General features: G+C 43.3%; 20 protein-coding genes. 10 read left to right on the forward strand and 10 right to left on the reverse strand.

The features are described 5' to 3' along the window. Nucleotides 1–61: 61 nt before the first annotated feature. Nucleotides 62–604 (reverse strand): porin family protein, encoded by a 543-nt coding sequence (locus U9670_RS06815; RefSeq protein WP_323841911.1) that lies wholly within the window; start codon nt 602–604, stop codon nt 62–64. Between the two features lie 493 nt (nt 605–1,097). Between U9670_RS06815 and U9670_RS06820 the strand changes: the two genes are divergently transcribed. Further along, nucleotides 1,098–1,778: a phosphoglycolate phosphatase gene (locus tag U9670_RS06820; RefSeq protein WP_323841910.1), complete on the forward strand. Its 681-nt coding sequence runs from the start codon at nt 1,098–1,100 to the stop codon at nt 1,776–1,778. An 80-nt stretch (nt 1,779–1,858) separates the two neighbouring features. Here U9670_RS06820 and U9670_RS06825 read toward each other — a convergent pair whose 3' ends face one another. The 3 genes from U9670_RS06825 to rapA all read right to left on the reverse strand — a co-directional run bounded on the left by U9670_RS06825 (nt 1,859) and on the right by rapA (nt 6,679). Beyond that, a complete protein-coding gene (locus U9670_RS06825; protein ID WP_323841909.1) occupies nt 1,859–3,367 on the reverse strand; it encodes a YifB family Mg chelatase-like AAA ATPase in 1,509 nt (502 codons plus the stop codon). 66 nt (nt 3,368–3,433) lie between these two features. Next, the gene (locus U9670_RS06830; protein WP_323841908.1) at nt 3,434–3,784 is read right to left on the reverse strand and encodes a 5-carboxymethyl-2-hydroxymuconate Delta-isomerase; all 351 of its coding nucleotides are present in this window, start codon (nt 3,782–3,784) and stop codon (nt 3,434–3,436) included. A 33-nt stretch (nt 3,785–3,817) separates the two neighbouring features. Beyond that, nucleotides 3,818–6,679 (reverse strand): RNA polymerase-associated protein RapA, encoded by a 2,862-nt coding sequence (rapA, locus tag U9670_RS06835; RefSeq protein ID WP_323841907.1) that lies wholly within the window; start codon nt 6,677–6,679, stop codon nt 3,818–3,820. Between the two features lie 267 nt (nt 6,680–6,946). On the opposite strand from rapA, the gene U9670_RS06840 reads away from it, so the two are divergent. From U9670_RS06840 to U9670_RS06860, 5 genes are all read left to right on the forward strand, one after another. After that, on the forward strand, nt 6,947–7,900 hold the full coding sequence (locus U9670_RS06840) for a D-2-hydroxyacid dehydrogenase (protein ID WP_323841906.1): 954 nt from the start codon (nt 6,947–6,949) through the stop codon (nt 7,898–7,900). 162 nt (nt 7,901–8,062) lie between these two features. Beyond that, nucleotides 8,063–9,124 (forward strand): methionine ABC transporter ATP-binding protein MetN, encoded by a 1,062-nt coding sequence (metN, locus tag U9670_RS06845; RefSeq protein ID WP_323841905.1) that lies wholly within the window; start codon nt 8,063–8,065, stop codon nt 9,122–9,124. Further along, nucleotides 9,114–9,803, forward strand: coding sequence for a methionine ABC transporter permease (locus U9670_RS06850; protein ID WP_323841904.1), 690 nt, complete (start codon nt 9,114–9,116; stop codon nt 9,801–9,803). The genes metN and U9670_RS06850 overlap by 11 nt, the downstream gene beginning before the upstream one ends. Nucleotides 9,804–10,015: 212 nt before the next feature. Then, nucleotides 10,016–10,855 (forward strand): MetQ/NlpA family lipoprotein, encoded by an 840-nt coding sequence (locus U9670_RS06855; protein ID WP_323841903.1) that lies wholly within the window; start codon nt 10,016–10,018, stop codon nt 10,853–10,855. A 158-nt stretch (nt 10,856–11,013) separates the two neighbouring features. Then, complete coding sequence (locus U9670_RS06860; RefSeq protein ID WP_323841902.1) at nt 11,014–11,445, forward strand: hypothetical protein; 432 nt, start codon at nt 11,014–11,016, stop codon at nt 11,443–11,445. Between the two features lie 152 nt (nt 11,446–11,597). Here U9670_RS06860 and betT read toward each other — a convergent pair whose 3' ends face one another. Next, nucleotides 11,598–13,619 (reverse strand): choline BCCT transporter BetT, encoded by a 2,022-nt coding sequence (gene betT / locus U9670_RS06865; RefSeq protein WP_323841901.1) that lies wholly within the window; start codon nt 13,617–13,619, stop codon nt 11,598–11,600. Between the two features lie 335 nt (nt 13,620–13,954). Between betT and betB the strand changes: the two genes are divergently transcribed. Beyond that, nucleotides 13,955–15,436, forward strand: coding sequence for a betaine-aldehyde dehydrogenase (gene betB / locus U9670_RS06870; protein WP_323841900.1), 1,482 nt, complete (start codon nt 13,955–13,957; stop codon nt 15,434–15,436). Between the two features lie 38 nt (nt 15,437–15,474). After that, nucleotides 15,475–17,190 (forward strand): choline dehydrogenase, encoded by a 1,716-nt coding sequence (betA, locus tag U9670_RS06875; RefSeq protein WP_323841899.1) that lies wholly within the window; start codon nt 15,475–15,477, stop codon nt 17,188–17,190. Between the two features lie 162 nt (nt 17,191–17,352). On the opposite strand, the gene ccmE is transcribed toward betA, so the two are convergent. Genes ccmE through U9670_RS06890 form a run of 3 tightly spaced genes read right to left on the reverse strand, consistent with a single transcriptional unit; the run spans nt 17,353 to nt 18,924 of the window. Beyond that, complete coding sequence (gene ccmE / locus U9670_RS06880) at nt 17,353–17,844, reverse strand: cytochrome c maturation protein CcmE (protein WP_323841898.1); 492 nt, start codon at nt 17,842–17,844, stop codon at nt 17,353–17,355. A 42-nt stretch (nt 17,845–17,886) separates the two neighbouring features. Then, on the reverse strand, nt 17,887–18,108 hold the full coding sequence (gene ccmD / locus U9670_RS06885; RefSeq protein ID WP_323841897.1) for a heme exporter protein CcmD: 222 nt from the start codon (nt 18,106–18,108) through the stop codon (nt 17,887–17,889). A 33-nt stretch (nt 18,109–18,141) separates the two neighbouring features. Further along, a complete protein-coding gene (locus U9670_RS06890) occupies nt 18,142–18,924 on the reverse strand; it encodes a heme ABC transporter permease (RefSeq protein ID WP_323841896.1) in 783 nt (260 codons plus the stop codon). A 212-nt stretch (nt 18,925–19,136) separates the two neighbouring features. On the opposite strand from U9670_RS06890, the gene U9670_RS06895 reads away from it, so the two are divergent. Then, nucleotides 19,137–19,748 (forward strand): hypothetical protein, encoded by a 612-nt coding sequence (locus U9670_RS06895; protein ID WP_323841895.1) that lies wholly within the window; start codon nt 19,137–19,139, stop codon nt 19,746–19,748. Then, nucleotides 19,745–20,896 (forward strand): glutathionylspermidine synthase family protein, encoded by a 1,152-nt coding sequence (locus U9670_RS06900; protein WP_323841894.1) that lies wholly within the window; start codon nt 19,745–19,747, stop codon nt 20,894–20,896. The genes U9670_RS06895 and U9670_RS06900 overlap by 4 nt, the downstream gene beginning before the upstream one ends. A gap of 133 nt (nt 20,897–21,029) precedes the next feature. Here the strand turns inward: U9670_RS06900 and U9670_RS06905 are convergent, their stop codons facing one another. Both U9670_RS06905 and uvrA read right to left on the reverse strand, forming a co-directional pair. Further along, a complete protein-coding gene (locus U9670_RS06905) occupies nt 21,030–21,740 on the reverse strand; it encodes a single-stranded DNA-binding protein (protein WP_323841893.1) in 711 nt (236 codons plus the stop codon). A gap of 162 nt (nt 21,741–21,902) precedes the next feature. Continuing rightward, on the reverse strand, nt 21,903–24,767 hold the full coding sequence (gene uvrA, locus U9670_RS06910) for an excinuclease ABC subunit UvrA (protein ID WP_323841892.1): 2,865 nt from the start codon (nt 24,765–24,767) through the stop codon (nt 21,903–21,905). Between the last annotated feature and the right edge of the window lie 252 nt (nt 24,768–25,019).

A 25,019-nucleotide genomic window follows, 5' to 3' on the forward strand; every position in this document is an offset into this window, starting at 1 on the left:
ATCTAAAAATAAAAAACAGCCATCAAATGACGGCTGTTTTTTATTCCAATCAGCATTAAGATTAGAATTTTAGGTGTGCACCCACATTGAACATAGAAGCATCAGAGCTTAGATAGTTATAGCCAGCTTCTAGACCAAAATTTGGTGTTACATCATAACCTACTGCCACACCACCAGCAACACCAAACTTGCCAGATTTGTACGAAGAATCTACATTCGTACCCTTGTTTTTTACCTCAGTTTTTGCTAAGCCCAATCTACCTTTGGCATAAGCTGGGGTATTGTTAAGATGATAGTTATAAGTGCCATAGGCACCAAAAGTTTTGACATCATACTTATAATTATTGGCATCTTTGCTATAAGTCGTTGCATCAGAACCCAGATATTCAACTTCTGCACCAATATTTTGATCAAACTTATAGCCACCATATACGCCATATGCTGTTGCTTTGGTAGGTACATCTTTTACATTCACCTGACCAACTTTTACGCCCACATAAGGCTGACCTGCTGCCATTGAACCATAGGTAATATCAGCATTGGCACTCATGGCCAGTAGTGATGAAGCACCCAATGCCAAAATTGTTTTGTTTAAAGTTTTCATGTATTTTCTCCTAAAATGCGGTTAAGCACCGCTTGCTTTTTAAAACTTACCTTTTTTTCAATGTGTCTTTTCAATTCAATATGTCTTTTAAAGATATATTTAGACCAACTGAACCAACCAAGAACAAAACTTTAGATTGCTCTTATGCTTAGGTAAGTTATTGAGGTCATGATAACAAAATACTTCTTAAAAATTGTGCGTATTTGTGGAGAAAAATGTAAAGTTTTGCAAAAATTGCTACTCATTCATCGCATTAATTGGATTTTGCAATTTTTCGTTAGTAATTGCTTTTTTCTTTTTCTTTTTCTTTTTCTTTTTCTTTTTCTTTTTCTTTTTCTTTTTCTTTTTCTTTTTCTTTTTCTTTTTTCAAAAATGATATAGAAATATTTGAAAAACAGCAAATCATGCTACAATAAAAAAAATTTTAGACATTTTGTGTTTTATATGATGAACCAAACCAATCATTATATGCAATCCATCACGAAGGAAAGTCATGCAATCACAAATTCAATTTTCACAAAAATCGTTAATCATCTTTGATTTAGATGGCACTTTAATAGATAGTGTACCTGACTTGGCAATTGCAGTTGATGCAACATTGTTGACGCTTGGAGCAGGTCCAGCTGGCGTGGACAATGTACGCACTTGGGTGGGCAATGGCTCATTAAAACTGATTGAGCGTGCACTTAATTGGGCAAATTTACCAAATGAAAAACTTCATGAAGCACATGAACTGTTCTTAACCAAGTATGCCGACTGCCACGACCAAACAATCGAATATAAGGGTGTAACCGACGGGTTGCATCGTTTGGCAAATCATGGATTCATGCTTGCTATTTGCACCAATAAACCCGTACAGTTTTTGCCAAAAATTCTTAGCAACATGGGCTGGACACATCAATTTGCCTGCATATTAGGCGGTGATAGTTTAGAAGCAAAAAAGCCAAACCCAATGCCACTGCTACACATTTGCCAAGCATTAAACATAGACAGACATCATGCTGTCATGGTAGGCGACTCTAAAAACGACATCTTAGCAGGGCAAAACGCAGGCATGACCACCTTAGCGTTGACTTACGGTTATAATTATGGCGAATCAATAGCCACCAGCCATCCTGATGCGACATTTGATGACTTTGGAGCATTGGTAGATTTTATGATCAAAAACTTTTAGATGTGCAAAATCAATCTATTTTGCCACCCATTTTTCTAGGTAGGTCTGGTTCATTGAGTCATTAATTTAGCCAAGATAATTTAGCCACGATAGCTCAGTGCCTCTGCCACATGAGCCATGCCAATCTCATTCACGCCTGCCAAATCAGCAATGGTACGAGCCACCTTTAAAATGCGGTGATAGCTACGAGCAGAAAGATTCAGTCGTGCTTGGGCGGTTTTGATGAGATTTTGTTCACTATCGCCCAATTTGATGAATTGATCAATCTCGCTTGGGGTGAGTTCATTATTGGCTTTACCCTGACGGCTCAGGGCAATTTGGCGAGCCTTTACCACACGAAGACGCACACCAGCAGAAGATTCGCCCTGCGGAGCATTTTGCAGGTCATCAAGTGGTAAGGCTGGCACATGAATATGCAAGTCAATACGATCAAGCAGTGGTCCTGAGATTTTATCTTGATAACGGCGAACCTGATCCGCCTTGCAATGGCAACGGTTTGTACCATCGCCATGATAACCACACGGACACGGATTCATGGCAGCAATGAGTTGAAAATCAGCAGGAAAAGCAACCTGACCACTGGCTCTACTGACGATAATTTCTTTGGATTCAATGGGCTGTCTTAATACTTCCAAAACCTTTTTGTCAAATTCTGGCAATTCATCTAAGAAAATCACGCCTTTGTGAGCCAGCGAAATTTCACCTGGTTTGGGGCGAGAACCACCACCAACAAGTGCCACACCAGATACTGTATGATGAACCTGACGAAATGGCCTCACCCCATAATCACATGACACACCTGCCACTGAATAAATGCTTGCCACCTCCAATGCTTCATCATCAGTTAATGGAGGTAAAATACCTGGCAAACGGCTTGCCATCAAGGTTTTGCCTGAACCTGGCGGACCCTTAAAAAGTAGCGAATGCCCTCCTGCTGCTGCAATTTCCAATGCCCTGCGTGCATGGTGCTGACCTTTAACATCAGACAAATCAAGCTGATAAGTTGCCTCAACATGATGATTGTCAAGTGTGGCTGGTGCAATTAGGTCGGCTTGATTTTGACTGATGCCACCGATCACATCAAGGTGGCGACATAATGCTTGTAGGCTATCTACCCCAAGCACAGTAACCCCAGAAACCCTTGCTGCCTCTTGGGCATTCGCCTTGGGCACAACAAGCGTGCGTTTTTCGCTGGTATTTTTAATCGCAAGGGCAACAGACAGTGCTCCAGAGATAGGACGAAGCTCTCCATTTAAAGCAAGCTCACCCACAAACTCAAATTTATCAAGCACGCATTCATCAATTTGTCCACTCGCCGCCAAAATTCCTATGGCTATCGGCAAATCAAGGCGTGAACCGTCTTTTGGCAAATCAGCAGGAGCAAGATTAATGGTCAGTCTACGACTGGGAAAATCAAAGTCGCTGTTGATGAGTGCTGAACGCACACGGTCCTTACTCTCACGCACCGCAGCCTCCGCCAATCCCACAATCGTCAAAGCTGGCATACCCTGAGAAAGGTGCACCTCAACAGTAACAGACGGTGCGTGTAAACCAACGACTGAACGAGTTAAAACCTGAGCAAATGACATGGTAGCCTCTTATGATATCTTGAGCATCAATAATGATTTGTGGTGTAGGTGGCGATTGACAACAATCTATGCCATTGCCTTTTGATAATAAGGCGATAACTCCACCAAATCCACCGCATACTGCACGCCTGTGTTGTCTAAACCAACAATATCTTGCAAAACCTTTAAGATGGTAGCCACCAAGGCATGCTTAGTAGCTTCATCTCTTCCTGCCATAATGGCAAGATGCCCTACAACAAAATTTTCGCCATCACCCACAAATCCAATCAAACTACAATCAGTCCGATGAATGCGACTTTTAATGTCTTTGGACACTTCAAAGTGCCCTGTATCAAATAAGGCTTGATTGATGGCAGACAATAACGCCATGTCATCAACTTGCACGCCTTGGCTAAGTTCTAAGGTTAAATGTGGCATCACCTCTTCCTCATTCTTATTATTCTTAAAATATCATGACGGTTTGACGCATATCAACACACGAATACTATCAGGGATAAGTGATAGATTAGCAAGTGCCTCCATGCCCTGTGCCAGCATGCTTTCAAGCTCAATAATCTCACCATCTCGCACATTTGGATTGATGGATTGTAGGCGTTTTAAACGGCTGATTTCTTTATTAAGATGATCACCAAACTGCACCATCGCCTCTTGACTGATGTCCTTAAGCTGATTTTGAGCAATTTGTTTTGCCTCATTCGCCCGAGCTTCAATGACAGACGCACGAGCCTTTACCACCTGTCTGGCTTTGGATTTATCAAGGCGTTCAATCAATGGCAGAAGTTTTTCACTGGTGGCAACTTTAGTCAAATCATCGCCTCTTTCAGTCAAAAGCACTCTAAGTATTTGCTGGGGCAGATAAGCGGACAAATTAAAATATCTGGGGGCAATCGCCTCAATACGAAAATGACTTTCTAGTAAAATCATGCCCTGTGGCATGGCAGCAGATTTGAGCAAAGCAACTTGTGTATTGCCAAATGTGCCAGAAGTTACCATTTCAAGAATACTAGTAACAAGCGGGTGCTCATAAGTCATATAATCCATGTCCTCACGAGATAACGCCTGACTGCGACTAAAAGTCAAAGTCATGCCATCTTCGCCAAAAGGCAGAGACTCGATGCCATCAATGTCCGCTTCTTGTGCGTCAATCGGATGAACAACCCAAGAATGATCACGCTGAATGCTATAATCAATATTCACCGCCTCAAAATAGCGGTCCAAAAATATTGGCAATAGCTTGTCATTATCCAAATCCGTCATCGCCTGTGCAATGCGACCAGCGACATTTGGACGGCAAGAATTGTATTCTAACAATCTGTCCCGCCCTGCTTGCAGATTCTCTTCCAACTCAGCACGCAAGATTGAACCTTGTGCAATCAGATGTGCCAAAGCTTCACGATTTTCATCGGTATTTTCACCCTCCAACAGCGGTTTTAGTTCGGTGATAAAATGTTCTTGCACCGATTGTGCGGTTGGGCTGATTTGATTAAAAATATTTAACGCCCCATCATACCAATTATACAGGCGTTCTTGTGCTGTTCCTACGACAAAAGGCACATGCAGATTAATCTTAGCAATTTGCCCAATACGATCAAGTCGGCCAATTCGTTGCTCTAGCGTATCAGGATTGGCAGGCAAATCAAACAACACCAAGTCTTGGACAAATTGGAAATTGCGACCCTCTGAACCAATCTCACTACACAATAAAATCTGTGCCCCATTCACATCAGCAAAATACGCCGCTGCCTGATCTCGTTCTAAAAGATTCATCTGCTCTGTAAAAATTGCCGTACGGATACCAGCGTGCAAGCGTAGCACCGCCTCCAAGCTCTCAACAGTTGCTCCACTTCTGGCAATGAGTAGTACTTTTTTATGCTTAAGTGGTTCTTTTAGCAGGTTGATTAGCCAATTGGCTCTTGGGTCAGTTTCAAGCCATGCACCATCTGGGTGGTTTTCCTCACCCCACAGTTGTTCACGCAGTTTGCCATGCGTATAGTGCGTGCCTTGCCAAGCAGACGGCAATGGCAACGGATATGGAATACTCATACGCCCATAAAAGCCATCAACACTATCACGAGTATTGCGAAACAACACACGCCCTGTGCCATGACGGTCAAGCAACTCATTAATCACATGCATTCGAAGCTTATCATCATCGTTGATGCCTGCCACCTGCTCTACACCAAACCCAAGCAAGCCTGCAACTGCCTTGATTTGCTTGTCGGATAAAGATTTTCCTTCAATCAACAAGGTTGCCACCATCGCCACATCAACAAAAGCCTCTTGAGATGCGATAAAATCATCCAAATCATCAAAACGATGTGGATCAAGTAATCTTAGACGAGCAAAATGACTCTCCACACCAAGTTGCTCAGGCGTTGCCGTCAGCAACAACACGCCTGCTGTATAAGCGGCAAAGTCAGCCACTAGGTCATATTTATCATTACCACCTTGCACCTCGTCCCATTGCAAATGATGAGCTTCGTCCACCACAAGCAAATCAAAGCCAGCAGCAAACGCCTGCTCATACAAGTCATGATGATCAAGCAAAAGGTCAATACCTGCAATAATAAACTGCTCGGTAGCAAAGACATTTTGGTCAGGGTTGTGTTCTTTTATTGATGCTGTACGCACCAAATCAAAAATTGAAAAGTTTAAATTAAATCGGCGTTTTAACTCAATCATCCACTGATATTGCAGGCTATCAGGCACCAGTATTAACACACGATTTGCCTTACCTGCAATGATTTGCTGATGAATGATAAGGCCTGCCTCAATGGTCTTACCAAGACCCACCTCATCTGCCAACAGTACTCTTGGTGCTAGGCGTTTACCCACCTCGTGAGCGATGTATAGCTGATGACGAATGATGTCCACTCTTGCACCAATCAACCCACGCAAAGGGTGACGGGACAGCATGACTTGCAACTTTAAGGCATCTTGACGCAGGTCATACCATTCGCCATTTTCAATGCGTCCAGCCAGCAGTCTTTCAAGTGGCTTTGCCAGTGTGATATTGGCCGCCAAGCGAGTCTCCATGAGAGACTTACCACAAGTCAGATGATAACGCATGACCCCTGAGACTTCCTCAAATCGTGCCACCGTGTACTGATTGCCATCTTGATCACTGATGGTATCACCTGCACAAAAAACCACACGAGACAACAAAGCAGATGCTTTGGCATAAATGCGTGTCTCCTCAGACTGGGGAAAAAGCACCGACACACAACGATCATCAACATCAATGACCACTCCGAGTCCAAGATTACTCTCAGAATCCGACAAATAACGCTGACCAATGGCAAACTGACTCATAAAACACTCTTTGCTAATGTATATAAATACCGTATAAAATTGAATTTATTTACTGTTAAAACTTTCTATTCTACTAAAAAAACACGAATTTATCATCAGTTTTTGTATTCGCTCTTGCATGACTGGTGATTTTCATGACTTTCAAGGTATGTCAAATAAGGAAAGTCAGACAAAAATGACCGCTTATATTGTAAAAACTGTTGTAAAAATTTTACCCAAATGTGATATAGTTGACCAAATTTTTACCTTATCAATCTGGATAACCTAATGAAAGCTGTATTTTTAGATGCCAATACTTTTTCTGCCAAAACTGATCTTTCTTTGCCAGATTGCATCACAGATTATATCAAATACGACAGTACGCCAAATGACACAGATATCATCATAACACGCTGTCTAGATGCTGACATCGTCATTACCAATAAAGTTGAGCTAACTGCCGATGCCATCGCACACTTGCCCAAACTCAAATTGATCCATGTAACAGCCACGGGCATTAATAACATTGAAATTCAGGCGTGTCAGACACATGGCGTAATATGGAAAAATGTTGCAGGCTATTCAACCGTAAGCGTACCAGAGCATACTTTTATGCTTATTTTAAACATCATGCGTGCAGGGATTTTTTATCATCACAAAGCAACCGATGGCACTTGGCAAAGTGATGGTAGATTTTGCCTAATTGATGAGCCAATTTTTGACTTATCAGGCAAAACCTTAGGTATTATTGGTGCTGGCAACATCGGTCAAAGCGTAGGGCGTATTGCCACCGCCTTTGGTATGCAGGTGCTGTACGCCGAACATCAAGGCAAAACCCCACGAAATGACCGCTACACCGACTTTGATACAGTATTGGCAACATCGGACATCATCAGCCTGCACTGCCCACTCACTCAAGACACCACCCATCTTATCAACGATAAAACCATCAGCAAAATGACAAAACGCCCCATCATCATCAATGTTGCCCGTGGTGGCGTGGTAGATGGCATGGCAGTCGTAAACGCCATAAACAATGGACAACTTTTAGGCTATGGTTCCGATGTTTTTGAACAAGAACCGTTTGCAAATAACGATCCACTATTAACTTTAAAAGACCATCCACGAGTATTATTCACCCCACATAATGCATGGGGCAGTCTGCACGCCCAAGCACGCCTTTGGGAAATTTTATGCTCGCAGATAAATGACTTTGTTAATAACCAAAACAAAAACCATTAAGACTGCCAAGGCCAATGACCATCAACTCTTAACAATCATTTTAATCAATGATTGATCAATTGATTGATCAATATTGGAACAATCATTACATCAAAACAAACTCAAAAACTGTGTTATACTACCATACTATAAAATCTGCACAGTTTTTTATTTGATATGCCCATGACAACACCCATGATACAGCTGAATCAAATCAGCAAAGTATTTCACACACAAAAAGACGGTAAATCCATCAAATTTACCGCCGTACAGCCAACCGATTTGACAGTCGGTCAAGGCGAGATTTTTGGCATTATTGGCTCATCTGGGGCAGGAAAATCCACACTCATACGCTGTGTCAATCTGCTAGAAACCCCCACCACAGGCACCGTTACGGTTGATGGCGTTGAATTAACCGCCCTATCACACAACGACCTTATTAAAGCACGCCGTAGCATCGGTATGATTTTTCAGCATTTTAACCTACTGCACTCTCGTACAGTGTTTGATAATATCTCCTTACCGCTTGAATTATCTGGCACGCCAAAAGCACAAATCAAACAACGGGTAAGCGAACTGACCAAGCTGGTTGGGCTAGATGATAAACACGATGTTTATCCTGCCAATCTCTCAGGCGGACAAAAACAACGGGTTGCCATCGCTCGCTCCTTGGCGTCCAACCCCAAAGTGCTGTTATGCGATGAAGCAACCAGTGCGCTTGACCCTGCCACCACACAGTCTATTCTTAGCCTACTAAAACAAATTAACAAAACACTTGGCATCACCATTTTGCTCATCACGCACGAGATGGATGTGGTTAAAAATATCTGTGATAAAGTGGCGGTTATTGATAAAGGCGAGTTGGTTGAACAAGGAAAAGTCAGTGATATTTTTGCCAATCCCCAAACCGACATCGCACGCACTTTTATCAACTCAACCTTTGACATTGGTTTGCCCGATGAATTTGTCGCAAAGCTATATCACACTGCCACAAATGACAAATCCTACCCAATCGTAAAATATGAATTTACAGGCAATTCGGTAGATTTGCCATTATTTTCACAGGCAAGCAAGCAATTTGGTGTAGAATTTAGCATTTTAACATCGCAAATGGATTATGTGGGCGGTGTAAAATTTGGCTTTACCATTGCCGAGGTAATTGGCGACTCAAACACCATCGCACAAGCCAACCAATACTTAGAAAGACATGGGGTAAACTTGGAGATATTGGGTTATGTGGGATAAACTTTATACCGACTTTATGACCGAGTTGCACCCAAAAATGTGGCAAATGGTCGCTCAATCAACCTACGAAACCATCTACATGGGGCTAGCAGCAACAGCGATTGCGGTTCTTTTTGGCGTGCCGTTTGGTTTTGTGGCATTTTTAACTGGTAAGGGGCGTATTTTAGAAAGCACATCACTTTTTAAAATCTTAGACGCAATCATCAATATTGGTCGTTCCATACCATTTATCATTCTACTCATCATTTTAATGCCCATCACTCGCTTGCTTGTTGGTACAACACTTGGTACAACAGCGGCCGTTGTACCGCTCAGTGTTGCTGCCATTCCATTCGTTGCCCGCCTAACTGCCAATGCTTTGGCAGAGATTCCCACTGGCTTGACTGAAGCGGCACAATCAATGGGTGCGACCAATTGGCAGGTCATTAGCAAATACTATCTGCCCGAAAGTCTGCCAATGATTATTAACGCCATCACACTAACTTTGGTTACTTTAATAGGCTATTCTGCGATGGCAGGTGTGGTTGGTGGTGGTGGATTGGGCAATCTTGCCATCAGCTATGGTGAACACCGTGGCATGGTATATGTCAAATGGATTGCTACCATCATCATTGTCGCAATTGTCATGATTTGCCAAAAAGCTGGCGATGTCATCGCCAAACGCAGCGATCACCGCTAGGCACATATTGCCATCATTTTTATATTCAAATTTGGCATATCAAAATTGCAAAAACTTTTATATGTACATATTGAACTGCACTGGTCTTTATGGTTTAATATGCAAAAGTGTTACTAGTGTGCAACATTTGTATCTATTGGTTAATTTATGACTACATTTATGAATACATAAGTTAGCTAAATCCATTTTTAAGTTAATAAAAGAGTAGCTCTATGAAACTAAATAAATTTTTTGGCCTTTGCGTACTGGCATCTGGCATCGCCCTAGCTGGTTGTGGTGGTGATAAGAAAGCTGAACAAGTGGCCGCCCCTGCTGACACTGATAAAATTGCCCAAACCATCAAAGTTGGCGTGATGAGCGGTCCTGAACACGCAGTAGCAGAAGTCGCTGCAAAAGTCGCCAAAGAAAAATACGGACTGACCGTAGAATATGTTGAGTTCAATGACTATGCTTTACCAAACGAAGCGGTATCCAAAGGTGACTTAGATGCCAACGCCATGCAACATAAGCCATATTTAGACGAAGACAGTGCTAAAAAAGGCTTGAGCAACTTAGTCATCGTGGGTAATACCTTTGTATATCCATTGGCTGGTTATTCTAAAAAAATCAAAAGCCTTGAAGAGCTAAAAGACGGTGCCACCATCGCTGTCCCTAACGACCCATCAAACCTAGCTCGTGCCTTAATTTTGCTTGAAAACCAAGGTCTTATCAAACTAAAAGATAATAAGAACCTGCTATCAACCTCAATCGACATTGTTGAAAATCCAAAAAATCTTATCATCAAAGAAGTGGACACTTCGGTAGCGGCGCGTGCACTTGATGATGTAGATTTGGCAGTTGTGAACAATAACTACGCAGGTCAAGCAGGCTTAACCGCACAAGATGGCGTATTTGTAGAGTCCAAAGAATCACCATATGTGAACATCATTGTGGCTCGTAGCGACAATAAAGACTCACAAGCCATTCAAAACTTCGTCAAAGCTTACCAAACTGACGAAGTAGAAGCTGAAGCAAAAAAACAGTTTAAAGATGGCGTGGTTAAAGGCTGGTAATTAGGTCTTTATCATTCAAAAAAGCCCCTTAAAAACCTCAGGGGGCTTTTTAATATATCAGTATTTTTTTGCCATACCGTTAAAAAAGCCATCGCTTATTTATATGATGGCTTTATTATTGTATGAACTCTTAATTTTAAATAAGGAAATCTTTTGCGATGAAATTTAAGCTTCCCCAGCCCATCATGGCGGTGGTTGTTTTATTGGCTTTTTTAACAACAACCGTGGCACAAGCAGGTTTGCTTGATGGCATACGCAATATCAGCGAACTAGCAAATAGCATTGGAAATACAGCCAATTCTGTGCTTTACAGCAAACAAGCCACCGAACAACTTGTCAACGATGTAGGCATTAATATACAATCTGAAACCAAGTCAACACAAGCCACGCTCACAGAAGGTTCTTTGTTGATGAGTAAGTTATCGACGCTGACTTTGTACAAAAATGCCAATCAGGACAAACCGATTGCCAAACTCACACAAACAGACGCTTTGGTGTATCTTGGTCAAGAACAACAAGGTTTTTTGTATGTAGCAACAGACAAAGGCGAAGGCTGGGTTAGATCAGCCTTGGTGTCTCCACATTATTAAATTTGCTGACTTTTACTCTCACTATGATCGAAACATCATTCATTTTTTGAGTAAAAAGCCAACAATCACAAAGGAAAAACTTGCCATTTTTAGCATACAACAAAAAAGCCAGTTCATCTCAAACTGGCTTTTTAATCAGTCTTAAATCTCAACTACTCACTATAAAGCGGTCGCTCCCCCGGTGTCTCACGATTGATGTGCAAAAAGGCACGGTGGCGTTCGTATTTGTCTAGCACATCATTGATGATTTGTGCTTGGTTGTAGCCTGACAAATCGTTGCCTTGCAAGCCGTCAAACAACAAAGTTTCCAAGCGATAATAATCGTTTTGGGCATCAGGCACAATCGGACGGATTGGCACAGGATACGCCACAGGGCAAATGCCATACACAAAATTATGCTCGTTTTGATAGACAATAGACAGCTCAATTTGATACAGCCCATTGTCCAAATCGCTTAATTTGATGTCGGTGGTTAGTCCTTTTTTGGCAAATTCATCATTCACCGCTTGCACCGCAGGTAAGCACACGCTGTCCAGACTGTGTTTGGTTGCCACAATATCAGGATAGGCGGTAACACGGTCAAGGCGTGCGTGCCAGTCGTCAATATCCACATTACCTGCCACAGGGGCGGCGTGCAGTTTGGTGGACGCTTCACGAAAATCTTCTAATCTAAGCGATTTATACAGCCCTGTCATCACAAAAAACATCACAAAACTAAATGGCAAGCCCATAATAATGGTGGCTTTTTGTAGGGCGGTGATGCCGTCTGTCATCAGCATAGCCACCGTCAGCCCTGCAATGGCAAGCGACCAAAAAATGCGGTTCCAAATGGGCGGATTGTTGTTGCTGTCGCTGGTTTTACAGCTAAAATTACCCAAAACCAACGCCCCAGAGTCTGCCGATGTGACATAAAACAAAAAGCCTGACACAAACGCCAAAACTGCTGTAAATTCAAACCACGGATAAAACGACAACAGCTCAAAAAATCCCACTTCTGGGCGTGCCGTTACTTTTTGGGCAAAAGCCAAATTGCCATTGATAACTTGGTCTAGGGCAGAATTACCCATAATGGATAGCCACGCCAGCGTGAACATAAACGGAATGGACAACACGCCCACCACAAACTGGCGAATGGTGCGACCTTTGGAGATTTGTGCCAAAAACAGCCCCACAAATGGCGACCACGCAATCCACCACGCCCAAAAGAACAGCGTCCAATCTTGCACCCATTGCTTGACTTCGGTGGATTGTTCATAAGCAAAAGTATTGAGTGTTAAATTGGGAAATTGTGCCAAATAATCGCCCACATTTTGCACCATCGCATTTAACAAAAACTCGGTATTACCCAAAAACAGCACAAACAGCATCAGCCCAATGGCAAAATAAATATTTAATTCTGATAAAATTTTAATGCCTTTGGCAACGCCTGTGGTTACTGAAATAATGGTCAAAATCACCGCCAGTACAATCAAAATCAGTTGCCACATCAAACTTTCTGGTACGCCCAAAATAATATGCAAGCCATAATTTAATTGCACCACACCGATACCGCAGGTGGTGGCAATACCAAAAATCGCCCCTAAAATCGCCGCCACATCTACCGCATCGCCTGTTTTGCCGTAGATTTTTTTGCCGATAATCGGATAAAGTGCCGAGCGAATGGACAATGGCAAATTGTAGCGATACGAAAAATAACCCAAAGCAATGCCAATCAAGGCATACATAGACCAGCCTGTCATGCCGTAGTGAAAAATCGTCCACATCAAGGCTTCTTTGGCAGCCGCCGCCGTTTGTGGCTCGCTGATGGGCGGTGCCATATACTGCATAATCGGTTCTGCCACCGAAAAGAACATCAAATCAATGCCAATGCCTGCGGCAAACAGCATTGCCGACCAAGTAAGCAGACTAAACTCTGGCACAGCGTGCTTGGGCCCAAGCTTAACATCGCCATAACGAGAGCAGGCAATAAATAGCACAAAAATAATGCACAAACTGGCGGTAAAAAAGTAATACCAACCAAAAGTATGGCTCACCCAGCCCAGTACGCTATCCAAAATGGCTGACGCACTTTGGTTAAACAACATCGTATATAGGCTAAAAAACACAATGATTGCTGCCGACACAAAAAACACGCCTTTGTTTAATTCGCTGGTCGGCTGTTTGTCTTTGCTCATAAAAAATCCATTATTGTTGTGAAAAGTTGTTGTTAAAAATGGTACACTGACCATAAAATGTAATGCAAAATCACTCAATCATAACAAAATTGATAATTTAAATCAATGATTTGCGAATTTTGACAATTTTTGGTATGATTGCTTGGCTTTGTTTTTATTGATGTTTTTTGATAAAGACTTGTTTATTTGAGAATGAATTTTATTTATTTATGAGTTTTTTTGATAATTAGCAATGTTGATTTGATAAATAAGCCATTGATTTGGCGTAGATTTATTTTGTTTCGCTTTTGTTTATTTGATTGAGTTTTTGATTTTAGCGTAATTTTGGAGATTTTATGTCAAACACCAGACAGTTGTACATTCACGGCGAGTATGTCAATGCCACCAGTGGTCAAACCTTTGAGACGGTCAATCCTGCCACAGGCGAAGTGTTGGCGGTGGTGCAAAGTGCCAGTCAAACCGACATTGACAAGGCAGTCAAAAGTGCCAAGGCAGGTCAAAAAATCTGGGCGGGTATGACAGCCAGTGAGCGTAGTCGTATTTTGTTAAAAGCGGTGGCGATTTTGCGTGAGCGTAATGATGAGCTTGCACGCCTTGAAACCGCCGACACAGGCAAGGCGTATTCAGAAACGCAAGCGGTGGATATTGTTACAGGGGCTGATGTGCTTGAATATTATGCAGGGCTTGCCACAGCGGTAGAAGGCGTGCAAGTGCCACTCCGTGAGACCAGCTTTTTTTATACACGCCGTGAGCCTTTGGGTGTGGTGGCAGGCATTGGGGCGTGGAATTATCCCATTCAAATCGCCCTTTGGAAATCCGCTCCTGCCTTGGCGTGTGGCAATGCGATGATTTTTAAGCCCAGTGAAATTACCCCTTTAACGGCTTTAAAACTCGCTGAAATTTACACAGAAGCGGGCGTGCCAAATGGCGTGTTTAATGTGGTGCAAGGCGGTGGCGATGTCGGTGGCTGGCTAACCGAACACCCTGACATTGCCAAAGTATCGTTTACAGGCAGTGTGCCAACAGGCAAAAAGGTAATGGCATCGGCAGGCAACTCGTCTTTAAAAGAAGTAACAATGGAGCTTGGGGGCAAATCGCCACTCATTGTCTGTGATGATGCTGATGTGAATTTGGCAGCCGACATTGCGATGATGGCAAACTTTTATAGCACAGGGCAAGTTTGTACCAATGGCACACGAGTGTTTGTGCCAAACACCTTAAAAGATAAATTTGAGAAAGCCATTACGCACCGTTTGCAGTTTGTTAAATTGGGCGACCCCACCGACCCTGCCACCAATATGGGGCCTTTGGCAAGTTTTGGTCATATGGATAAAGTGCTTGATTATATTCATCAAGGCAAACAAGCAGGGGCGACATTGTTGGCAGGGGGCGAACGCTTTACCGAGACGGTAAATGGCTTTGACTGCGGTCAAGGGGCGTATGTTATGCCGACTGTATTCACCGATTGCACAGACGATATGAGCATTGTGCGTGATGAGATTTTTGGGCCTGTGATGAGTATTTTGGCTTATGATAGCCTTGATGAAGCCATACAGCGTGCCAACGATACCGATTATGGCTTGGCGGCAGGCGTGGTTAGCAAAGACATTGCCAAAGCACACAGCGTCATTCACAAATTACAAGCTGGCATTTGCTGGATTAACACTTGGGGTGAGTCGGACGCCAAAATGCCTGTGGGCGGTTATAAGCAGTCTGGCGTAGGGCGTGAAAACGGTATCAGCACTTTGACGCATTACACCCAAATCAAATCGGTGCAGGTGGAAATGGGGCAGTTTGTGTCGGTATTTAGCGAATAAAAAACTGATAATTTTTATACATTTTAAAAGGATAAACTATGACCCAAACTTATGACTATATCATCATCGGTGCAGGTTCGGCAGGCAATGTGTTGGCAACTCGCTTGACCGAAGACGCTGATGTGAGCGTGCTGTTGTTAGAAGCTGGCGGTCCTGATTACCGTTTTGATTTTCGCACGCAAATGCCAGCCGCACTTGCTTATCCACTTCAAGGCAAGCGTTATAACTGGGCGTATCTGACCGACCCTGAACCTTATATGAACAATCGGCGTATGGAATGTGGGCGTGGCAAAGGCTTGGGCGGTTCGTCCTTGATTAACGGTATGTGCTATATTCGTGGCAATGCAATGGATTTGGATAATTGGGCAACATTAGGTGGCTTGACTGATTGGAGCTATGCTGATTGTTTGCCTTATTACAAAAAGAGCGAAACTCGTGATGTGGGCGAAAACGACTATCACGGCGGTTTTGGGCCTGTGAGCGTAACCACATCACAGCGTGGACAAAACATCGGTAATAATGAGCTGTTTAATCCTATGGTGGAAGCTGGCGTGCAGGCTGGCTATCCACGCACCGATGATTTAAATGGCTATCAGCAAGAAGGCTTTGGACCAATGGATAGAACCGTAACCCCAAATGGTAGGCGTTCGTCCACCGCAAGGGGTTATTTGGATATGGCAAAACACCGCCCCAATCTGACCATCAAAACCCATGCTGTAACCGATAAAGTGCTGTTTTCTGGCAAAAAAGCCATTGGCGTGCAATATTTGCAAGGCAATGACAAAAATCCGATTGTGGTTCACGCCAACCGTGAAGTCATCGTCTCGGCAGGGGCGATTGCGTCGCCACAGATTTTACAGCGTTCTGGGGTGGGTGCTAAGTCATTACTTGATGAATTTAATATCCCTGTGGTGTGCGATTTGGCAGGCGTGGGCGAAAACTTACAAGACCATTTGGAGATGTATTTACAATACGAATGCAAAAAACCTGTGTCGCTGTATCCTGCTCTAAAATGGTACAATCAGCCGATGATTGGCGCCGAGTGGCTATTTATGGGAACAGGCATTGGTGCAAGCAATCAATTTGAAGCAGGTGGGTTTATTAGAAGCCGTCCTGAATTTGAATGGCCTAACATTCAATACCACTTTTTGCCTGTGGCGATTAACTACAATGGTTCTAATGCCGTAGAAGAACACGGCTTTCAAGCACACGTGGGTTCTATGCGGTCGCCGTCTCGTGGGCGTATTCGTATCAAATCTTTAAATCCGCACGACCACCCAAGCATTTTGTTCAACTATATGTCGCACGAGCAAGACTGGCAAGAGTTTAGAGACGGTATTCGTATCACACGAGAAATTATGCACCAGCCAGCACTTGACCCTTATCGTGGGCGAGAGATTAGCCCAAGTGCCAGTGCCAAAACCGATGCCGAGCTTGATGAATTTGTGCGTAATCACGCCGAAACCGCTTATCACCCGTCGTGTAGCTGTAAAATGGGCGAAGACGATATGGCGGTGGTGGACAGCCAAGGGCGTGTACACGGTGTAGAAGGCTTGCGAGTGGTTGATGCGTCTATTATGCCACTCATTATTACAGGCAATCTTAATGCCACCACGATTATGATTGGCGAAAAAATCGCTGATAGCATTCGTGGCAAAAAACTGCCAAAGTCTGATGTGCCATATTATAAAGCCGACCCCAATGTCGTGCGTGGTACGCCTGTGCGTGCCTTTGATGAGAGTATGCTTGGGTAAATGATATTTAAAGAATGCACAATCACACCCAAATAAGTGTGCTGAGATTGCTTTTTTAGGTTGGCTATCTAGACCAAATGACCTTACTGGTCAACTGGTCACATATTTTTAAAATGAGCAACAACACTTTGGTTGCTCATTTTTTTATTTTTTTTAACCATATCAATTGTGATTAGAAATTGGCACAGCAGGCGTGAATTGTTCACCACTCACATCTGTACCACGCTGAGCATGATCTTGCTTTAATGACTTGGCAACTTCTGGTGGCATATAGTTTTCATCATGCTTAGCAAGGACCTCAGACGCCACAAATACGCCATCTTTTAATTCGCCAGTCGCCACCACACCAGAGTTCTCAGCAAACAAGTCGGGCAGTACGCCTCGATAGCTGACAGGTACAACCTCTTTGTAATCAGTGATTTGAAACTGCACCTTCAATTGATCATCAGGGTCACGCTTGACCGAACCTGCCACCACCATGCCACCTGCACGGATACGCTTTGCTTCTGGGGCCTTGCCCTGCGTGATGGCCGTAGGGTCAAAATAATAGTCAGTCTGCTGACGAATGGCGTATAAAATCAAACCCACAGCAATCACAGCCCCAATAAGCATGGCAATGACCCACATCAGTTTTTTTTGTCTGGCGTTATTCATATTAGCACTCAGTGATTTTTCATTTCAATTGGCGTGATACACCTATTTGGCCAGCTCTTTACGCTGTTTATTGGTTAGGCGGTCAGATTTTTGCTTATTACTTTTTTGATGTTGCAACCTAGCAATTGTTGATTTGCGTTCGCTCGCAGCATACATAATAAGCGCAAACAGTGCAACAAAAGTAATGGCATAACACACCCACACAAACACACCGTGCCCTTGCATGTCAATAAATTCACCAAAAGTCGGAAAATACGGAGTCATCGCTTGCTACCTTTTTTGTTGATGGTTCGCTGGCTAATCAAGTAACTTTTGTACCCACAGTTTGTTGTGATCACGAGCTAAAATTAAAGAATTGGTACGATAAATAGCAATTGCTGCCACCAAGAAATACATTCCTAAAAGCATGATGAGCAAAGGCACCCACATACTTGCAGACATTTTTGGGGCGTTAGTTACGGTGAAAGTCGCCCCCTGATGCAGCGTATTCCACCATTCTACCGAATATTTGATGATGGGCAAATTGACCGCACCTACAATGGATAAAATCGCTGCAGCCTTACCACGGTTTTGGCTATGCTCAAAGGCAGAAAATAATGCCATTACGCCCACATACAAAAACGCCAAAATCAGCATACTTGTTAGGCGTGCGTCCCAAACCCAATAAGTCCCCCAAGTTGGCTTGGCCCAGATTGAGCCTGTCAAAAGACTAAGTACACAAAAAATAAAGCCGATTGGTGCAATCGCTTGGGCGACAATATTGGCGGTTTTAATCTTCCATACCAAAAAAATCACACCCAGCACAGCCAACGCAAGGTAAACACTCATTGCAAGACTTGCCGCTGGCACATGAATGAAAATAATGCGATAGCTGTTGCCTTGCAAATAGTCAGGTGGTGCAAAACCCAAGCCCCAAACCGTACCAATTGTCAGTAGCATTGTTGCGATGGTCGCAAGCCACCTTACCCACGGTGAAAAGATGTGAAAAAATCGCTCCGTGCCAACTGTCGTCAAAAAAACTTGCCAAAGACGGTTAAAAAAACCTGCTTGCTTAGTTAAGTTGGGGATTTTATCAGGCATGGTAATTACCGCATTACGGATGAAAAAAGTTGATTATCATAAAGCTGTTACGATAAATTATAGCACGACTTCATCATTTGGGGAATATACACCAAAAAACAATCCAGTTTTTGGTACAAATTTTGGTGCAAAAAATCTTGTAAAATCACTCATCTAACCACATAATAATCTTTATTAATTCTTTTATTTCATTTTTTCAAATAAGGAAAGTCATGTCAATCTTTCAAAAAACTCGCAAATCACCAAAAACCGTTTCGTTAGCACTGCTTGGCATGGGCATACTTGGTCTGACTGCTTGTTCACCTGCTCCACAAACTCAGACCAACAGTGAACAAGCCTTAGCAGATGCCGAGCGTCAACTTGCCGAAGCACAGGCACGCCTTGCTGCCGCCCAAGCCAAGGCTCAGGCTGACGCCGCCAATGAAGCAGCCGCACAATTAGAAGCACAGACAAATGATGGCGAACAACCAAATGAGCAAGTAACAAGTGATGCCGACCAAGCCAGTGATGGTATGGGTGTGGCTGGCACACTGCTGGCTGGGGCGGCAGCTGGTGCAGCGGCAGGTTATCTTGCCAATAAAGCCAGTAATGGTCGAGTGGCAGACGCGTCTAAAACCGCTCAAACACCAACCACCACACAACAGCCGACCACCAATCATAATTCCGCCCAAGCCGTACAAAGTGGGCAAGCGGCAGGACAACGCCAAAGTGCCGCTCAAAGCACAAAAAATTATCAAAGCAATCAAACTCAAAATACTCAAAAAAGCACAAAACGCAAAGGGTTTGGTGGCATAGGCAAACGCTCAGGTGGTGGTCGTTCATGAAACGCATTGCTGTTTCATCACACCAAAACTGGCAAAACAGCTTAGCACGCACAGGTTTTGACTATCAAGCCATCGACCCATCTTATTGGCACAAAAACTGGCAAGATGGTGTTTGCTATGTCTTTGATGAGTCTCAGATTGATGAGCTAAAACGCACAACCGAAGAGCTACATCAAATGTATTTTACTGCTGCATGTCATGTCATTAAGACGGGTGATTACACACGCCTTGGTATTGACAATGTGGCAGCCGATCTGATTGAGCAGAGTTTTCACCCTGACACGCCCACACTCTACGGTCGCTTTGATTTATGCTATGATGGCATCAGTCCGCCCAAACTCTACGAATACAATGCCGATACGCCTACACTAATTCTAGAAAGCGGTTTGGCTCAATGGCATTGGCTTAATTCACAAAGCAGCCTAAATCATGCCAAGCAATTTAATCGCATTCACGAGTGCTTGCTGGTAGAATTCAAAGCCCTAAAAGCTAACAGTCCAATGCATTTTACTGCGATGGCTGATGAGACCGAAGATTTTATCGCCACACGCTACTTGCAGGATACCGCCAGACAAGCAGGGCTCAACACCTGCTTTATTGATGTTGGCGATATTGGCCATGACCAAACATCTGGCAATTTTGTTGATCTGTACAACACGACCATTCGCACGCTGTTTAAATTGTATCCTTGGGAATGGCTATTACAAGAAGAATTTGGTCAATACATTTCTAATGCCAATACAGTTTTTATTGAGCCTGCTTATAAATTGCTTTATGAAAACAAAGCCCTACTCGCCATACTTTGGGAACTTTTTCCCAACCACCCCAACCTTTTACCTGCCCATCTTGAACCAAACAAGCTAAAGGGCGATTTTATCCAAAAACCTTTTTTCTCTCGGCAAGGAATCAATATCACCTTGCACACAGAATGTGATTTGACACAGGCGGAAAATCCCCATAATACAAAAGGTTTTGTATATCAACAAGCTAAGCAACCACCCACCTTTACCAAGCAAAATGCACAAATCGTCCATACCATCATCGGCAGTTGGATCATCGGACATGGTGCGGCAGGTATTGGCATTCGTGAAAGTCGTACCGCCATCACAGATGATGACAGTGTGTTCGTGCCACACATTTTTCACTAATCAGATTGCAACCCATCATCGTTCTAACATGATTGCCAAAGCCAAATACATCAAACATTTTTAGATACTCATTGGTTTTATAAAATAAAAACAGCCCAAGATTGGACTGCTTAAAGTCAGGTCAGACCTGCCATTAAAAAGGAATATCGTCATCGGCGACCACAGATGGTGCTGGCGATTTGGCAGATGGTGGCGTGTCTGATTTTTGTGTCGTGGCTGGTGGCATACCAAAGGCATTGTTCTGCACATTGCTTTGAGTATCTTGCGTGGCAGACGACATAGAATTTTGATTCTGCTGATTAACAAACCCATTTTGGAACTGTGCATTCGGATTGCTTTGATTGCCATAGCCTTGATTGCTATTAAATCCGCCTTGATTACCAAAACCACCTTGGTTGTAGTCATTGCCATAATTATTGTTAAAATTACGGTTTTGGTTATTGCCCCATTGTTGGTTATTTTGATTTTGATAGCCGCCATTACCACCAAAGCCACCATTGTTATTTTCACTATTAGAGCTAAGCATACGCATTTCTGACGCACGAATCTCGGTTGAGTAGCGTTCTATCCCTTGCTGGTCGGTGTACTTGCGAGTTTGCAAACTGCCTTCAACATAGACCATGCTACCCTTGCGTAGGTACTGGGCAGCAATCTCACCCAATCGGTTAAATAGGCTGATGCGATGCCATTCTGTTTGCTCACGACGCTCGCCTGTATTTTTATCTGTCCATCGTTCGCTTGTGGCCACAGAAATATTTGTTACTCCGCCACCATTTTGAAAAGAACGCACCTCTGGATCATTGCCCAAACGACCAACAATAATTACTTTATTAACACTACTCATAAAATTCTCAACACTTTAATTAATTTTTAAACAAAATACAGACCGCTCTTGTTATTCAACTAAGTCTGCACGCCTACTTTAACGAAAAATGATAAAAAATGCCAGTATTTTTTATCAGATTTGTACAAAATAATGCCCAATTATCCAGATAATCTTTTGGATTTATGATGCAAGCATGGGACGCAAGAACCTGCCTGTGTGTGATTTTTCATCTTGTGCTACTTGTTCTGGCGTACCAACAGCGACAATCTGCCCACCGCCATCACCACCTTCATAACCTAAATCCACAATGTGATCAGCAGTTTTAATGACATCAAGATTATGCTCAATAACGATGACAGTATTGCCCTTGTCTCTTAACGCATGCAAAATGTCAAGCAATTTGGCAATGTCCTCAAAATGTAGCCCTGTGGTAGGCTCATCTAGAATATACAGGGTTTGTCCTGTATCTCGCTTGGCAAGCTCTTTGGCAAGTTTGACCCGCTGTGCCTCGCCCCCTGATAAGGTTGTGGCAGACTGACCCAGCGTAATGTACCCCAGCCCCACTTGCATGAGCGCTTCTAATTTACGATGTATGGCAGGAATTGCCTCAAAAAAAACAAGTGCATCCTCTACCGTCATGTCCAGCACATCGCTGATGGATTTGCCCTTATAGTGGACTTCTAGAGTCTCACGATTATAGCGTTTGCCATGGCAAACATCGCACGGAACATACATATCAGGCAAAAAATGCATTTCCACCTTAATCATGCCATCGCCTTGGCACGCCTCACAGCGTCCGCCCTTGACATTAAAAGAAAATCGCCCTGCTTTATAGCCTCTTGCTCTTGCCTCTGGCGTTTGGGTGAATAGGTCTCTTATCAGCGTAAACACGCCTGTATAAGTGGCAGGATTGCTTCTGGGTGTACGCCCAATAGGACTTTGGTCAATATCTACCATCTTGTCTAGATGTTCTAGGCCTGTAATTTTGTCATACGCTTCAGGCACAAGTGTGGTGGCATTGTTTAGTTGTGTGGCAGATAATGGCATCAGTGTGCGATTGATGAGCGTGCTTTTACCAGAGCCTGAAACGCCTGTAATGCAGGTCATCACACCAATTGGGATTTCAAGATTGACATTTTTTAAATTATTGCCCCTAGCACCATCTAGACGGATAAATAACGGCTCTGCAACTACTTTTTTGCCTTTTTTGATCTCAGCCACCTTGGCAGTATGGCGAACTTTGGGGATTTCAATGCGTTTTTTACCTGATAAATATTGCCCTGTTAATGACTGTTCGTTTTTAGCAATTTCATCTGCCGTGCCTGTTGCCATTACTCGACCACCATGCACGCCTGCTCCCACACCAATATCAATGATATAATCAGCAGAGCGAATGGCATCTTCATCATGCTCCACAACTATCACAGTATTGCCCAAATCTCGCAAATGAATCAATGTGGATAATAAACGATCATTATCTCTTTGATGCAGACCAATAGATGGTTCATCTAGCACATACATGACCCCCATAAGACCTGCCCCAATCTGACTGGCAAGCCTGATACGCTGTGCCTCACCCCCTGATAAGGTCTCAGCAGAACGAGCAAGAGTTAAGTATTCTAGACCAACTTTGGTCAAAAACCCCAAGCGTTCACGAATTTCTTTAAAAATCTTATCCGCCACTTCGCCCTTATGACCACCAATGTGTAAGTTTTCGTAATATTGCCATGCTTGCCCAATTGGCAGATGAATGATATCACCCACGCCACGACCATCTACCTTAACATTGCGAGCGATGTCATTTAATCGCACACCATCACACACATTACAAGTGGTGTCAGATAAATACTGGGCAAGCTCATCTCGTACAATGTTACTGGTTGTACTGTGATAACGGCGTTCTAGATAAGGCAAAATCCCTTCAAATGGCACAGACTTGGTTGTCTTACGCCCTCGCTCATCAGTAAAATTAAAGGTAAGTTTATCTTTGCCAGAACCGTTTAAAATGATGTTTTGGGCTTTTTTGGGCAAATCCTGCCAAGGGCTATCCATATCAATGCCAAAATGCTGACAAACTGTGGTCAAAAGCCCAAAATAATAAGCATGCCTTTTATCCCAGCCGTGTATCGCCCCTTGATTGATGGATTTGGCAGGCTCGGTAACAATGCGGTCGGCACTAAAATACTGGCGTTTTCCCAGACCATCACAAGATGGACACGCACCAGCAGGATTATTAAAACTAAATAGGCGTGGTTCTAGCTCACTGACCGCCCTGTCACAGGCAGGACAAGAGTGCTTGGCAGACAGTACTGTCTCACTATTATTTTCCATGTCATTTAAAATGGCGATATCCCCGCCCAATCGCAAGGCAGTCTCCAAACTTTCGGCAACACGATTACCCAAATCATCTCGCACTTTAAATCTATCAACCACCACCTCAATGGTGTGTTTATGCGTCTTTGCCAAAGTAGGCAACTCGTCCATATCATGCACCGCACCATCAATACGCACCTTAGTAAAACCTTGTGCTTTTAGGTTTTCAAGTAAGGCGATATGCTCTCCTTTGCGTTCACGCACCACAGGAGCCAGTAGCATCAGCTTTGTACCCTCTGGTTTTGCCAAAATATCATCTACCATTTCACTGACTGTCTGTGCCACCATGGGTAGGTCATGTTCTGGGCAATAAGGAGTACCGACACGAGCAAACAAAAGTCTTAAATAATCATAAACTTCGGTAATCGTACCAACAGTGGAGCGTGGGTTGTGATTGGTAGATTTTTGCTCAATGGCAATGGCAGGCGACAAACCCTCAATGCTGTCCACCTCAGGCTTATCCATCTGCGATAAAAATTGACGAGCATAAGCCGACAAGCTCTCTACATAGCGTCTTTGCCCCTCAGCATAGAGCGTATCAAAAGCAAGAGAAGACTTGCCAGAGCCTGATAAGCCCGTGATAACCACAAGTTTGTCACGAGGAATATCGACATTGATGTCTTTTAGATTGTGGGTTCTTGCCCCTTTAATGCTGATGTATTCGTGTGCCATAAGTTGCCTTTTGTTAATCTCTGTGTTTTTTTATATCATACAATCAATCATATATAATAACTCATAATGGGGCAAATGATGTGCTTTTAAAAGATGAGCATTCATGCCCAATAAAACAAGTCGCTTGCATTTTACAAATGCCTTAAAAACCTTTTGGGTACAATCACAATCATCACCATGATGATAATTATTGTAGCATAATTTTCCCAACTTGGCTTTCACACAACCATAGAAAACACCCCAAAAAATTAG

Source organism: Moraxella tarda (genome assembly GCF_035181405.1).
Classification (GTDB): Bacteria; Pseudomonadota; Gammaproteobacteria; order Pseudomonadales; family Moraxellaceae; genus Moraxella.

What these genes read in the sequence shown, in the direction of transcription:
- U9670_RS06815 (WP_323841911.1), bottom strand. Translation starts at nt 604, where the DNA reads ATGAAAACTTTAAACAAAACAATTTTGGCATTGGGTGCTTCATCACTA.
- U9670_RS06820 (WP_323841910.1), top strand. Translation starts at nt 1,098, where the DNA reads ATGCAATCACAAATTCAATTTTCACAAAAATCGTTAATCATCTTTGAT.
- U9670_RS06825 (WP_323841909.1), bottom strand. Translation starts at nt 3,367, where the DNA reads ATGTCATTTGCTCAGGTTTTAACTCGTTCAGTCGTTGGTTTACACGCA.
- U9670_RS06830 (WP_323841908.1), bottom strand. Translation starts at nt 3,784, where the DNA reads ATGCCACATTTAACCTTAGAACTTAGCCAAGGCGTGCAAGTTGATGAC.
- rapA (WP_323841907.1), bottom strand. Translation starts at nt 6,679, where the DNA reads ATGAGTCAGTTTGCCATTGGTCAGCGTTATTTGTCGGATTCTGAGAGT.
- U9670_RS06840 (WP_323841906.1), top strand. Translation starts at nt 6,947, where the DNA reads ATGAAAGCTGTATTTTTAGATGCCAATACTTTTTCTGCCAAAACTGAT.
- metN (WP_323841905.1), top strand. Translation starts at nt 8,063, where the DNA reads ATGACAACACCCATGATACAGCTGAATCAAATCAGCAAAGTATTTCAC.
- U9670_RS06850 (WP_323841904.1), top strand. Translation starts at nt 9,114, where the DNA reads ATGTGGGATAAACTTTATACCGACTTTATGACCGAGTTGCACCCAAAA.
- U9670_RS06855 (WP_323841903.1), top strand. Translation starts at nt 10,016, where the DNA reads ATGAAACTAAATAAATTTTTTGGCCTTTGCGTACTGGCATCTGGCATC.
- U9670_RS06860 (WP_323841902.1), top strand. Translation starts at nt 11,014, where the DNA reads ATGAAATTTAAGCTTCCCCAGCCCATCATGGCGGTGGTTGTTTTATTG.
- betT (WP_323841901.1), bottom strand. Translation starts at nt 13,619, where the DNA reads ATGAGCAAAGACAAACAGCCGACCAGCGAATTAAACAAAGGCGTGTTT.
- betB (WP_323841900.1), top strand. Translation starts at nt 13,955, where the DNA reads ATGTCAAACACCAGACAGTTGTACATTCACGGCGAGTATGTCAATGCC.
- betA (WP_323841899.1), top strand. Translation starts at nt 15,475, where the DNA reads ATGACCCAAACTTATGACTATATCATCATCGGTGCAGGTTCGGCAGGC.
- ccmE (WP_323841898.1), bottom strand. Translation starts at nt 17,844, where the DNA reads ATGAATAACGCCAGACAAAAAAAACTGATGTGGGTCATTGCCATGCTT.
- ccmD (WP_323841897.1), bottom strand. Translation starts at nt 18,108, where the DNA reads ATGACTCCGTATTTTCCGACTTTTGGTGAATTTATTGACATGCAAGGG.
- U9670_RS06890 (WP_323841896.1), bottom strand. Translation starts at nt 18,924, where the DNA reads ATGCCTGATAAAATCCCCAACTTAACTAAGCAAGCAGGTTTTTTTAAC.
- U9670_RS06895 (WP_323841895.1), top strand. Translation starts at nt 19,137, where the DNA reads ATGTCAATCTTTCAAAAAACTCGCAAATCACCAAAAACCGTTTCGTTA.
- U9670_RS06900 (WP_323841894.1), top strand. Translation starts at nt 19,745, where the DNA reads ATGAAACGCATTGCTGTTTCATCACACCAAAACTGGCAAAACAGCTTA.
- U9670_RS06905 (WP_323841893.1), bottom strand. Translation starts at nt 21,740, where the DNA reads ATGAGTAGTGTTAATAAAGTAATTATTGTTGGTCGTTTGGGCAATGAT.
- uvrA (WP_323841892.1), bottom strand. Translation starts at nt 24,767, where the DNA reads ATGGCACACGAATACATCAGCATTAAAGGGGCAAGAACCCACAATCTA.